Annotated in this window: 10 protein-coding genes and 2 pseudogenes; 8 read left to right on the top strand and 4 right to left on the bottom strand. The window is 61.1% G+C overall.

The genetic code is table 11. The features are described 5' to 3' along the window. Window positions 1–71: 71 nt before the first annotated feature. Both AC3WTM_RS10275 and ompR read right to left on the bottom strand, forming a co-directional pair. On the bottom strand, window positions 72–1,385 hold the full coding sequence (locus AC3WTM_RS10275; protein WP_090452519.1) for an ATP-binding protein: 1,314 nt from the start codon (window positions 1,383–1,385) through the stop codon (window positions 72–74). Window positions 1,386–1,500: 115 nt separating this feature from the next. Next, complete coding sequence (gene ompR, locus AC3WTM_RS10270) at window positions 1,501–2,241, bottom strand: osmolarity response regulator transcription factor OmpR (RefSeq protein ID WP_007983158.1); 741 nt, start codon at window positions 2,239–2,241, stop codon at window positions 1,501–1,503. A 361-nt stretch (window positions 2,242–2,602) separates the two neighbouring features. Here ompR and AC3WTM_RS10265 point away from each other — a divergent pair, with 361 nt between their 5' ends. The 7 genes from AC3WTM_RS10265 (at window position 2,603) to tauD (ending at window position 10,889) form a co-directional block, all read left to right on the top strand. Next, the gene (locus AC3WTM_RS10265; RefSeq protein ID WP_102670685.1) at window positions 2,603–4,927 is read left to right on the top strand and encodes a Tex family protein; all 2,325 of its coding nucleotides are present in this window, start codon (window positions 2,603–2,605) and stop codon (window positions 4,925–4,927) included. After that, window positions 4,927–5,310: a PaaI family thioesterase gene (locus AC3WTM_RS10260; protein WP_102670684.1), complete on the top strand. Its 384-nt coding sequence runs from the start codon at window positions 4,927–4,929 to the stop codon at window positions 5,308–5,310. The genes AC3WTM_RS10265 and AC3WTM_RS10260 overlap by 1 nt, the downstream gene beginning before the upstream one ends. A 255-nt stretch (window positions 5,311–5,565) precedes the next feature. Continuing rightward, on the top strand, window positions 5,566–7,149 hold the full coding sequence (gene gshA, locus AC3WTM_RS10255; protein WP_102670682.1) for a glutamate--cysteine ligase: 1,584 nt from the start codon (window positions 5,566–5,568) through the stop codon (window positions 7,147–7,149). 225 nt (window positions 7,150–7,374) lie between these two features. Further along, on the top strand, window positions 7,375–8,352 hold the full coding sequence (gene tauA, locus AC3WTM_RS10250) for a taurine ABC transporter substrate-binding protein (protein ID WP_102670681.1): 978 nt from the start codon (window positions 7,375–7,377) through the stop codon (window positions 8,350–8,352). A 15-nt stretch (window positions 8,353–8,367) separates the two neighbouring features. Beyond that, entirely contained in the window at window positions 8,368–9,162 is a 795-nt protein-coding gene (tauB, locus tag AC3WTM_RS10245; protein ID WP_102670680.1) for a taurine ABC transporter ATP-binding subunit, read from the top strand. Continuing rightward, entirely contained in the window at window positions 9,159–9,992 is an 834-nt protein-coding gene (gene tauC / locus AC3WTM_RS10240) for a taurine ABC transporter permease TauC (RefSeq protein WP_102670679.1), read from the top strand. Before tauB ends, tauC begins: the two co-directional genes overlap by 4 nt. A gap of 54 nt (window positions 9,993–10,046) precedes the next feature. Continuing rightward, a complete protein-coding gene (gene tauD / locus AC3WTM_RS10235) occupies window positions 10,047–10,889 on the top strand; it encodes a taurine dioxygenase (RefSeq protein WP_102670678.1) in 843 nt (280 codons plus the stop codon). A 75-nt stretch (window positions 10,890–10,964) separates the two neighbouring features. On the opposite strand, the gene mgrA is transcribed toward tauD, so the two are convergent. Both mgrA and AC3WTM_RS10225 read right to left on the bottom strand, forming a co-directional pair. Next, window positions 10,965–12,002: an L-glyceraldehyde 3-phosphate reductase gene (gene mgrA, locus AC3WTM_RS10230; RefSeq protein WP_102670677.1), complete on the bottom strand. Its 1,038-nt coding sequence runs from the start codon at window positions 12,000–12,002 to the stop codon at window positions 10,965–10,967. Window positions 12,003–12,136: 134 nt separating this feature from the next. Next, window positions 12,137–12,616 (bottom strand): annotated as a pseudogene (locus AC3WTM_RS10225) (LysR substrate-binding domain-containing protein); the annotation flags it as partial. Here AC3WTM_RS10225 and AC3WTM_RS10220 point away from each other — a divergent pair. Further along, window positions 12,602–13,042: pseudogene (locus tag AC3WTM_RS10220) on the top strand (SDR family oxidoreductase); the annotation flags it as partial. The pseudogenes AC3WTM_RS10225 and AC3WTM_RS10220 overlap by 15 nt on opposite strands. Window positions 13,043–13,131 lie beyond the last annotated feature (89 nt).

The raw sequence follows: 13,131 nt of genomic DNA, 5'->3' as shown, positions 1-13,131 counted from the left end.
GTTTTAGCCAAAATCATTGTGGGAGCGGGCTTGCCCGCGAAGGGGTCGTCAGCCCCACTGAAAATCAGGCCTTAAACGGCATCCCGCGGCAGCAGCAGCCCCAACGGCAACCGCACCCGAGCTTCCAGCCCACCGCCCGAGCGGTTACGCAGCTCAACGTTGCCGCCATGCATCGAGGCAATCCGCTTCACGATCGCCAATCCCAACCCGGTACCCTTGCCACCCCGGGCACGGTCACCACGGGTGAACGGGTTGAAAATCGCCTCCAGCTCCGAAGGATCGATCCCGGCACCACGGTCCATGACACTCAGCACTACATACGGTGCGCTGGTATCCCCGGACACATACGCCGCAACCTCCACACCGCTGCCGGCATGATGCAGTGCGTTGCCGATCAGGTTGTTCAGCAGCCGCTTCATCGATACCCGACGCAGCGGAAACGGCTGGATAGGCTCCAGCCGGAGCCGCACTTTTTCTTCGGTCTGGTTATACGGCGCGGCAACTTCACGGACCAGGTCGCTCAGGTCAACCTCTTCCACCGACTCGTCGCGCCCGTCACGAATGAACGCCAGGAACTGATCGAGAATCGCATCCATGTCTTCGATGTCACGCACCATGTCGTCGGTCAGGTCCGTGTGATCGCCCATCAGCTCCAGGGACAGACGCAATCGCGTCAACGGCGTGCGCAAATCATGGGAAACCCCGGCCAGCATCAATTCACGCTCGCGACCGGCCTGTTCGACGTCTTCAGCCATCTGGTTGAAGGCGCGGTACACCTCGGTCATCTCGCTCGGCGTATCGCTGATTGGCAAGCGCACACTGCGGCCCTGGCCAAGTTGCCGCGCGGCATACACCAGACGCTTCAAAGGTTGATTGAGCTGGCTGACGAAGATCCAGGCCGAAGCGGTGGACAGCAGGCCAATAGCGAGGAACCAGCCCAGCACGTTCCAGATTTTCTGGCCGCGCAACGGATGGGGATAAAGCGGTACTTTCAGCCAGCCATCGCCCAGGCTTGGCGCCCGGACCCACAGCGCCGGTGGCGAATGCATGCGCAGCCGGACTTCAGTGTCGGCACCCAGCTCCGCCTGCATCTGCCGCTGGTAGATCTCGCTGTAAGGCCAGTGCTGTTCGCCTTCCGGCACGCCGGCACCCACCACCCGGATCAAGGTCGCGGCCTCGGCGATCTTGCCGCGGTTTTCCTCATCGGCAGCCCAATAGGCGCGCAGCGTCAGGGCGACACCGTGGCTGTACTGGCGGTCCACCAGCACGTCTTCGTTCATCAGCAGATAAACCAGGGTCAGCGCCTTGGAGAAGAGTACGACGATGAGCACCAGCCAAAGGGTGCGGGAGAAAAAGCTCTGGGGGAACCAAACGGGGGTTTTCATGGATAACCGTTAAACACTTGCAGGAGCGAGCGATGCTCGCATATTGCGGATCGCGAGTCTGCGGACAGGATCGATTGATCCGTTGTCCGCGTGACCCGCTCCTACAAATCGCCAATCACTTGGTGGCGGTACCATCCGGTACAAACACGTAACCCACGCCCCAGACAGTCTGGATGTAACGCGGTTTGGACGGATCGGGCTCGATCATCCGGCGCAGACGGGAAATCTGCACATCAATGGAACGCTCCAGGGCATCCCACTCGCGGCCACGGGCCAGGTTCATCAATTTGTCGCGGGTCAGCGGTTGACGCGCGTTCATCACCAGGGCCTTGAGTACAGCGAACTCGCCGGTGGTAAGCATGTGCACTTCTTCGCCGCGCTTGAGCTCGCGGGTAGCCAGGGACAATTCATAGTCACCGAAGGTCACGCTTTCGTCTTCGCTGCCTGGCGCGCCCGGCACCGGAGCCGACTGGCGACGCAGGACCGCTTTGACACGAGCCATCAGCTCATCGGGGTTGAACGGCTTGGCCAGGTAATCGTCGGCACCCAGCTCCAGGCCCTTGATGCGGCTCAGCTCGTCGCCCTTGGCGGTCAGCATGATGATCGGAATCTGGTTGTTCGCGCCGCGCAGACGGCGGCAGGCGGTCAAGCCGTCTTCACCGGGCAGCATCAGGTCGAGTACGACCAGGTTGAACACTTCGCGCGCCAGCAGGCGATCCATTTGCTCAGTGTTCGGTACGGCGCGGGCGCGGTAGCCCTTGCTGACGAAAAAACGCTCCAGCAGGCTGCTGAGCCCAGGATCGTCGTCAACAATAAGAATTTTTTCGCCTTCAGCAGTTTGTGCAGTGCTGCTCATTGGATGCTCCTTTGATCTCGGCGCGCATTATGGCGTAGCTGCCGTTATACGCACCGTGTGCATTGTTAGCAGATTTTTCCTTTAGTGCCAGAAAACCGGCCATTTCACCTGCAACCCGCGATGTCCCCGAATGCCGGAACGCTGGTTATAATGCGCGGCCTTTTGTGTCAGGCAACATCAGACAGGTACTACAGACGGGCACCATTTATTTTCATGGCGTCGGCAGTAATTGTTCGATTTCACGGGTCAACGGGATACCTTTTGATCCAGGTAGCGGCGCGGGCCAGGCCGCTCAACCAGACTCGCCCAGGCCCTATCTCTGCGCCTGCGAGCCTGCTTTCACAATTTGTCAGGTGGTTTTATGGACAGCATCAACAGCCGCATCGCCGAGGAACTCGGTGTACGCCCACAACAGGTCGAAGCGGCCGTCGCGCTACTCGATGAAGGCTCTACCGTTCCCTTCATCGCCCGTTACCGGAAAGAAGTGACCGGCAGCCTCGACGATACGCAATTGCGTCATCTGGAAGAGCGCCTGCGCTACCTGCGAGAACTCGACGAACGGCGTATCAGCATCCTCGCCAGCATCCAGGAGCAGGGCAAGCTGACCCCGCAACTTGAACGCGACATCAAGCTCGCCGACACCAAGACCCGTCTCGAAGACTTGTACCTGCCGTACAAGCAGAAGCGCCGCACCAAGGGCCAGATCGCCCTGGAAGCAGGCCTGGGCGAGCTGGCCGACGGCCTGTTCAACGACCCGTCCCTGAGCCCGGAAACCGAAGCCGCACGCTTCATCGACGCGGAAAAAGGCGTGGCCGATGTGAAGGCTGCCCTCGAAGGCGCCAAGTACATCCTGATGGAACGCTTCGCCGAAGACGCCGGCCTGCTGGACAAGCTGCGCAGCTACCTCAAGCAGGAAGCCACCCTCAGCGCCCGCGTGATTGCCGGCAAGGAAGAGGAAGGCGCCAAGTTCCGCGATTACTTCGAACACGACGAACCGCTCAAAAGCATGCCGTCGCACCGCGCGCTGGCGATTTTCCGTGGCCGTAACGAAGGCATCCTCAGCTCCGCGCTGAAAGTCGGCGACGAACTGCCGGGCACCATGCACCCGTGCGAAGGCATGATCGGCCAGCAATTCGGCATCCAGAACCAGAACCGCGCCGCCGACAAATGGCTGGGCGAAGTGGTGCGCTGGACCTGGAAGGTCAAGCTCTACACCCACCTGGAGACCGATCTGCTGGGCGAGCTGCGCGATGGCGCGGAAACCGAAGCGATCAACGTCTTCGCCCACAACCTGCACGACCTGCTGCTGTCGGCCCCGGCCGGCCCGCGCGCCACCCTGGGCCTCGACCCGGGCCTGCGCACCGGTTGCAAGGTCGCCGTGGTCGACTCGACCGGCAAGCTGCTGGATCACGCCACGGTTTACCCGCACGTGCCGCACAACAAGTGGGACCAGACCCTCGCCGTGCTCGCCGCCCTGTGCGCCAAGCACTCGGTGGACCTGATCGCCATCGGCAACGGTACCGCCAGTCGCGAAACCGACAAGCTGGCCGCTGAACTGATCAAAAAATACCCGGCCATGAAAATGACCAAGGTCATGGTTTCCGAGGCCGGCGCATCGGTTTACTCCGCCTCGGAACTGGCTTCCAAGGAGTTCCCGGACCTGGACGTGTCGATCCGTGGCGCCGTGTCGATTGCCCGTCGCCTGCAAGACCCGTTGGCCGAGCTGGTGAAGATCGATCCGAAATCCATCGGTGTCGGCCAGTACCAGCACGACGTGTCGCAGCTGAAACTGGCCCGTGGCCTGGATGCGGTGGTCGAGGACTGCGTGAACGCCGTCGGCGTCGACGTGAACACGGCTTCCGTGGCACTGCTGGCGCGGATCTCCGGCCTCAACGCGACCCTGGCACAGAACATCGTCAGCCACCGCGATGAGCACGGCGCATTCAAGACTCGCGCAGCCTTGAAGAAAGTCGCGCGCCTGGGTGAAAAAACCTTCGAACAGGCCGCCGGATTCCTGCGCGTCATGAACGGCGAAAACCCGTTGGACTCGTCGGCGGTTCACCCGGAAGCCTATCCGCTGGTTCAGCGCATCGCCGCCGAAACCGACCGTGACATTCGCTCGCTGATTGGCGATGCCGCGTTCCTCAAGCGTCTCGATCCGAAGAAGTACACCGATGAAACCTTCGGTTTGCCGACCGTGACCGACATCCTCCAGGAACTGGAAAAACCCGGTCGCGACCCGCGCCCCGAGTTCAAGACCGCCGAGTTCCAGGAAGGCGTCGAAGACCTCAAGGACCTGCAACTGGGCATGATCCTAGAAGGCGTCGTCACCAACGTGACCAACTTCGGTGCCTTCGTCGATATCGGCGTGCATCAGGACGGTTTGGTGCACATCTCTGCGCTTTCGGAGAAGTTCATCAAGGATCCACGAGAAGCGGTGAAGGCCGGTGACGTGGTGAAAGTGAAGGTCATGGAAGTCGACATCCCGCGCAAACGCGTGGGTCTGTCGATGCGCATGAGCGACACCCCGGGCGAGAAAATCGACGGTGCCCGCGGCGCACGTCCGGGTTCGGCGCCACGCCAATCCCAGAACACCGCACCGCGCAAGGAAACCACGGCAGCGGCCCCGAGCAACAATGCCATGGCCTCGCTGTTCGCCAATGCCAAGCAGTTGAAGAAACGCTGATGGACATTCCAGCCGGGCTGACCGAAAGTGCGTTTTTCAGGCTGCTGGGCTGCCGCTTGCACAGCCTGGAAACCGGGGTGGCGCAAGTCGCCCTGGCGCTGGAACCGGAGCTGCGCAATCGCGGCGGCAAGCTGCACGGCGGGGCCTTGTTCAGCCTGGTGGACATTGCCATGGGGCTGGCCTGTTCCAGCACCCACGGCTTTGACCAGCAGAGCGCGACCATCGAGTGCAAGATCAACTACATTCGCGCGGTTTCCGACGGCGAAGTGATGTGCACGGCGCGGGTGATCCACCCGGGCCGCCGCACACTGGTGGTTGAAGCCGATGTGATGCAGGGCGACAAACTGGTCGCAAAAGCACAAGGCACGTTCGCTGTCCTGTAGCTAGTCGTCATCAAATTGAGTTAATTTCGGCGTTATGACCTGTAGGAGCGAGCTTGCTCGCGATGAACGTCAGGGCGCCGTTTGCACTCAGGCACCCCTCGTTATCGTTAACCTCCATCGCGAGCAAGCTCGCTCCTACAGGGTATGGGCCTGCGTGGTCCGAAAACCAGGCGAAAACGCCAGTTTTAACTTCACCCTTGTAGACCGTCTTGCCCACCCCCATATTGGGGCGACTGACGCGTGAAGGAATCCAACTTGAGCGAACTTCTCAACCGCCGCCTGGCCCTGCTCGGCGAGCGCGCTAACCTCTCTCTGCTCGAACAGTGCCTTCACGGCATCGAACGTGAATGCCTGCGCGTGACCGATGAAGGTCGCCTGGCGCAAACGCCGCACCCGGAAGCATTGGGTTCCGCGCTGACCAATGAACAGATCACCACCGACTATTCCGAGTCGCTGCTGGAGTTCATCACCCCGGCCCTGCCCGATCCTGCCGATACGCTGGCGAGCCTGGACAGCATTCACCGCTTTGCCTACAGCAAGCTCGGCAATGAGTATCTGTGGAGCCCATCGATGCCGTGCCCGTTGCCGGCCGAGGAAGATATCCCGATCGCCTATTACGGCACGTCCAATATCGGACAGCTCAAGTACGTCTACCGCAAGGGTCTGGCCCTGCGTTACGGCAAGACCATGCAATGCATTGCTGGCATCCACTACAACTTTTCCCTGCCGGAAAAACTCTGGCCTTTGCTCAAGCAGGCCGAAGGCTTTGTCGGCACTGACCGCGACTTCCAGTCGGCGTCCTATATCGCGCTGATCCGTAACTTCCGCCGCTACAGCTGGCTGCTGATGTACCTGTTCGGCGCCTCGCCGGCACTGGACGCCGGCTTCTTGCGCGGTCGTTCGCACCAGTTGGAACAACTGGACCCGCAGACCTTGTACCTGCCGTACGCTACCAGCCTGCGCATGAGCGACCTGGGTTACCAGAGCAACGCCCAGGCCGGCCTGACGCCGTGCTACAACGATCTGAACAGCTACACCGACAGCCTGCGCAAAGCGGTGGCCACGCCGTATGCGCCATACGTCGAAGTCGGCACCCACCAGGATGGCGAGTGGGTGCAGCTCAACACCAACATCCTGCAGATCGAAAACGAGTACTACTCCAACATCCGTCCCAAACGCGTGACCTACACCGGCGAGCGCCCTATCCAGGCACTGATGGCCCGTGGCATCCAGTACGTCGAAGTACGCTGTCTGGACATCAACCCGTTCCTGCCGATGGGCATCGACCTTACCGAGTCACGCTTCCTCGATGCGTTCCTGCTGTACTGCGCGCTCAACGATAGCCCGCTGCTCACCAGCACCAGTTGTGGCAACGCGACTTCGAACTTCCTCAGCGTGGTCAAGGAAGGTCGTCGTCCGGGCCTGCAACTGCAACGGGATGGCCAGCCGGTTGACCTGAAGGAATGGGCCGGCGAGCTGCTGGAAAAAATCGCCCCTCTGGCGGCGATGCTCGACCAGAGCCATGGCGGCGACGCCCACAGCAAGGCGCTGGACGCCCAGATGGCCAAGGTCCAGGACCCGTCCCTGACGCCGTCGGCCCAGGTATTGGCGGCGATGGCCGAACACAAGGAAAGCTTTGCCCAGTTCTCCCTGCGCCAGAGCCAGGCCCATGCCGAGTTCTTCCTCAGCGAGCCATTGCCGGCTGAGGAACAGGCGAAGTTTGAAGAGCGGGCGCGTTCTTCGCTGGCTCAGCAGGCTGAGCTGGAGCAGAACGAAGTCGGTGATTTCGATGTGTTCGTCGGGGCATACCAGGCGAGCATTCTGGCGATCAGTAACTGAAGGTCCTGCGGACCTTATCGTCGAAACGCCACCCGGAGCAAGCTCGCTCCCACAGGGTTCAATGGCCCACTGTGGGAGCGAGCTTGCTCGCGATGACCGCGTAGCGGTCGCTCCTCAAGTTGTCCTCTCATAAGCTAATTCGAAAAAGTTATTTATTTTCGAATTATTAGATCATTTAGTCTCTTTCTCACGCCGACACTCGGTCGCCTGACAAGGAGCTTTCTGATGAAACTGACTTTCCCTCTACGCTTGCTGGCGGCCGCGTCCTTGGCTACCGCGAGTTTTTTTACCCAGGCGGCCGACTTCACCGTCGCCTACCAGACCACCGTTGACCCGGCAAAAGTCGCCCAGGCTGACGGCGCCTACGAAAAGGCCACCAAGGCCGATATCAGCTGGCGCAAATTCGACAACGGTGCCGATATCATCGCCGCCATCGCCTCTGGTGACGTGCAGATCGGCTACCTCGGTTCCAGCCCTCTGACCGCGGCTATCACCCGCAAAGTCCCGGTGCAAACCTTCCTCATCGCCACCCAGATCGGCGCCGCCGAAGCCTTGGTTGCCCGCGACGGTTCCGGGATCAAGACCCCACAAGACCTGATCGGCAAGAAAATCGCCGTGCCGTTTGTATCCACCGGCCACTACAGCCTGCTCGCCGCGCTGAAGCACTGGAACATCGACCCGTCGAAAGTCACCGTTCTCAACCTGGCCCCACCCGCGATCATTGCCGCCTGGAAACGCGGTGATATCGACGCCACGTACGTTTGGGATCCGGCCCTCGGTGTCGCCAAGGAAAACGGCAAAGTGCTGATCACCTCCGGCGAGCTGGCCAAGTTCGGCGCACCGACTTTCGATGCCTGGATCGTGCGCAAGGATTTCGCCGAGAAGCATCCGGAGATCGTCACCGCGTTCGCCAAAGTGACCCTGGACGCCTACGCCGATTACCGCAAAGACCCGCAAGCCTGGCTCACCAATCAGGGCAACGTCGACAAGCTTGTAAAACTGTCTGGTGCCAAGGCCAGTGACATTCCATTGCTGCTGCAAGGCAACGTCTACCCGCTGGCGGCTGACCAGGTGCTCACCCTCGGCGCACCGACCACCAAAGCTATCACCGACACCGCGGCGTTCCTCAAGGAACAAGGCAAGGTCGAGGCCGTGCTGCCGGACTACGCGCCGTACGTCAGCGCCAAGTTCATCACCAACTGATCTGGAGTCAACGCGATGGCCTTGCTACAGCTGGAGCGCATCAGCGCACAGTACCCCGGCAACCCGGAACCGGTGTTGGCGGATATCTCCCTGAGCCTGGGGCCCCGGCAATTGCTGGTCGCCCTCGGCCCGTCCGGTAGTGGCAAGACTTCGCTGTTGAACCTGATTGCCGGTTTCGTCGAACCCAGCGCCGGGCGCATCACCCTCGACGGCGTGCCCGTCAAAGGCCCGAGTGCCGAGCGCGGCGTGGTGTTTCAGGACGACGCGCTGCTGCCATGGCAAGATGTGCTGGCTAACGTCGGGTTCGGCCTGGAGCTGGCCGGTATCGCCCGGGAAAAACGCGAAGCTCGCGCCAGGGAAATGCTCGCCCTGGTCGATCTGTCCAGTTTTGAACAGCGCCGCATCTGGCAGCTTTCGGGCGGCCAGAAGCAGCGTGTCGGCCTGGCTCGCGCCCTCGCCGCCGACCCGCGCGTGTTGCTGATGGACGAACCTTTCGGCGCCCTCGACGCCTTTACCCGCGAGCAGATGCAGGAGCTGTTGCTGCAGGTCTGGCAACGCACCGCCAAGCCGGTGTTCCTGATCACCCACGACATCGAAGAAGCCGTGTTCCTCGCCACCGACCTGATTCTGTTGGCGCCCAACCCGGGGCAAATCGTCGAACGCCTGAGCCTCGATTTCGGTCAGCGTTATGCCGCCGGTGAGTCGGCCCGCTCGATCAAGTCCGACCCGCGTTTTATCGAAACCCGCGAACACGTACTCGCCAAAGTGTTCTCCCAACGCAGCGCCGCCCAGCGGCAGGAGCGCGCATGAGCAGTTACGAAATTCCCGTCGCGGCGATTACGCCTGGCTCAGCCGTAACTCCAGCAAGTCGCCGTTTGAGCACTCGCTGGATCAGTGTGCTGACGCTGGTCGTTCTCGTTGCTATTTGGTGGGCCGTGACGGCGACCGGCTTGATCGAGCCGCTGTTCCTGCCACCACCTTCCGCCGTGCTGCAAAAGGGCTGGCTACTGGCGACCTCGGGTTATATGGATTCAACCCTGTGGCAGCACCTCGGCGCGAGCCTGGGGCGCATCGGCCTGGGCCTCGGCTTTGCGATTCTCACCGCTGTGCCGGTGGGAATCGCCATCGGCGCCAACCGTATCGCCCGTGGTGTGCTTGACCCGCTGATCGAGTTCTACCGGCCGATTCCGCCGCTGGCCTACCTGCCACTGATCGTGATCTGGTGCGGCATTGGTGAATTGTCGAAAGTGCTGCTGATCTACCTGGCAATTTTCGCCCCGATCGCCATTGCGACCGCGACTGGCGTACGGACTGTCGACCCGGCGAAATTGCGCGCTGCACAGTCCTTGGGCGCGACGCGGGCGCAGTTGATTCGCCACGTCATTTTGCCGAGTGCCTTGCCGGACATTCTGACCGGTGTGCGCATTGGCCTCGGCGTAGGCTGGTCGACGCTGGTTGCCGCCGAACTGATCGCCGCCACCAGCGGTTTGGGCTTCATGGTGCAGTCGGCCGCACAGTTCCTGGTCACCGATGTGGTGGTACTGGGGATTCTGGTGATCGCACTGATCGCCTTCGCGATGGAGATGGGCCTGCGCACCCTGCAACGCAAACTGGTGCCGTGGCATGGTCAGGCTCACTGAATGATTACCCTGCTCCCACAGTAATCAACACCCCCGAATTTCAAGAGAATCACCATGAGTGACTTGACCATCGTCCCCTTAAGCTCTGCCCTTGGTGCGCAAATCAGCGGCATCGACATCAGTCAGCCGCTGAACGTTGAACAGCGCGATACCATCGAGCAGGCACTGCTCAAGCATCAGGTGCTGTTCTTCCGCGACCAGCCGATCACGCCACAGCAACAGGCGCGATTCGCCGCGAATTTCGGCGACCTGCACATTCACCCGATCTACCCCAATGTGCCGGAACAACCGGAAGTGCTGATCCTCGACACCGCCGTCACCGACGTGCGCGACAACGCGATCTGGCACACCGACGTGACCTTCCTGCCGACTCCGGCCCTGGGTGCGGTGCTCAGCGCCAAGTTGCTGCCGGAGTATGGCGGCGACACGTTGTGGGCCAGCGGGATTGCGGCGTATGAAGCCCTGTCCACGCCGCTGAAAACCTTGCTCGAAGGTTTGACCGCCACCCACGACTTCACTCGCTCATTCCCGCTGGAGCGCTATGGCAACACGCCCGAGGCGCTGGTCCAATGGGAAGAAGCACGACGCAAGAATCCGCCGCTGTCACACCCGGTGATCCGCACGCACCCGGTCAGCGGACGCCGCTCGCTGTTCGTCAATGAAGGCTTCACCTCGAAGATCAACGAACTGTCGGAAACCGAGAGCGAGGCGATTCTGAAGTTCCTGTTCGCCCATTCAACGCGGCCAGAATTCACCATTCGCTGGCGCTGGCAGAAAGACGACATTGCATTCTGGGATAACCGCGTGACCCAGCATTACGCGGTGGATGACTACCGGCCGGTGCGGCGGGTGATGCAGCGGGCGACGGTATTGGGGGATGTGCCTTTCTTTCGCTGAACCTGAAATCTTTGCAGTCAGGACTGGCCCCATCGCGAGCAAGCTCGCGATGGGGCCGGAACAGACACCGAAAAATTACTCCGCCGTCGAAGGCTTCTCCCAAAGATTGATCCCGCCCTCCCGGGCAAACCGGTCAATCTCCGCCAGCTCCTGCGCACTGAAGCTCAGGTTCTTCAATGCCCCGACGTTTTCGATGATCTGCTCCGGCCGGCTCGCGCCAATCAAGGCCGAAGTGACCCGAGGATCGCGCAAGGCCCAGGCCAGCGCCAGTTGCGCCAGGCTCTGGCCACGACGCTGGGCGATTTCGTTGAGTGCCCGCACCTGGGCGATGTTGGCTTCGGACAAGTGCGACGCCTGCAACGAACCACCGCCCGGACGATTGACCCGTGCATCCGTCGGCACGCCGTTGAGGTATTTGTCGGTCAGCAATCCCTGCGCCAGCGGCGTGAAGGCAATCACGCCAGTGCCGAGTTCGTCGGTGGTATCCAGCAGGTCTTTTTCCACCCAGCGATTGAGCAGGTTGTAGGCCGGTTGGTGAATCAGCAGCGGCACTTTCCACTCTTTGAGCAACGCCGCCATTTCGCGGGTTTTCACCCCGGAATAGGACGAAATGCCGATGTACAGCGCCTTGCCCTGCTGCACCGCAGTGGCCAGTGCGCTGGCGGTTTCTTCCAGCGGGGTGTCCGGATCGAAGCGGTGGGAATAAAAGATGTCGACGTAGTCCACGCCCAGGCGTTGCAGGCTCTGGTCGAGGCTGGCCAGCACGTACTTGCGCGAACCGCCACCCTGACCGTAAGGGCCGGGCCACATGTCCCAACCGGCCTTGCTGGAAATGATCAGCTCGTCGCGGTACTGCTTGAAGTCTTCGCGCAGTAAACGGCCAAAGTTGATCTCGGCGCTGCCATACGGCGGGCCGTAGTTGTTGGCCAGGTCAAAATGGTTGATGCCCAGATCGAATGCCGTGCGCAACAACGCGCGCTGGGTATCGATCGGTGTGCTGTCGCCGAAGTTGTGCCACAGGCCCAGGGACAGCGCCGGCAGCACCAGCCCACTACGGCCCACGCGGCGATAAGGGATGGAGTCGTAGCGGTTTTCGGCAGCGGTGTAAGTCATCGAATCCTCTCTTGTCTGTCTTGAATCTGGTATCGACTGCTTTGCCAGTCGCCCAGCATACGCCCAGACAAACGCCAGAAAACCCCGGATTCGACTAATGGCTGAAACGTTTCATATGCTTGCCGACTTCCCAGCTACCGGGCCTGCGCAAACACTTCTCCCAACCAATCCACAAATACCCGAATCCGTGACGACATATGTCGATTGTGTGGATAAAGCACTGACACCGGCATTGGCGGCGGCGGTGTCTCGGTGAGGATTTCCTTCACCAGCCCCTGAGCGATCTGCGTTTCCATCCGGTAATGCGGGCACTGGATCAAGCCCAGTCCGGCGATGGCTGAGGCTGCGTAGATTTCGGCGCCGAACACCGAAACGGCGCCATCGATGGTCACTTCCCTGAGTTTGCCGTCCACCATGAATTCGAACGGGAACAACTTGGCGGTGGTGCGTAAGACATAGCTCACCGCGCGGTGGTTCTTCAGGTCGTCGAGGCTTTTTGGCTCGCCGTTTTTACGCAGATAGGCAGGGCTGGCGCAGGTGATCTGGCGTAGGTTGGCGACACGTTTTCCGACCAGCGCGGAGTCGCTCAAAGTGCCAGCGCGCAGCACAGCGACGAACTGTTCGAGCAGACCTTCAACATCCACGCTCGCGGTATCTTCAATATCCTGCGTGAAGCGGCGACCCGCCTGAACAACGGTGGCCGGATCATCAACTTCTCCAGCAGCACCGTCGGCATGAACCTGCCAGGCTATGCGGTGTACATCGCCAGCAAAGCGGCAGTGGAATCCCTGACCCAGGTATTCGCCAAGGAAATGCGCGGGCGCAACATCACCGTCAACGCGGTGGCTCCGGGGCCCGTGGCCACCGACTTGTTCCTGCATGGCAAGAGCGAAGAACAGATCCAGACCTTCGCCAAAATGGCGCCGCTGGAGCGTCTGGGGCAGCCGGAGGACATCTCCCGTGTCGTGTCGTTTCTGGCGGGGCCGGATTCGGGTTGGGTCAATGGGCAGATTTTGCGGGTGAATGGCGGGTTGGTTTAACTGAGTTCACACTGAGACCGCAGCGCCCCCAATCGCGAGCAAGCTCGCTCCCACAGGGGATCTCCTTTGAGCACAAATTTTGTGAGCAA

Source organism: Pseudomonas sp. EU05-FHT14B02 (assembly GCF_058791055.1).
Note: the sequence above shows the minus strand (reverse complement) of the source record. Positions and strands in the feature narration are given on the sequence as shown.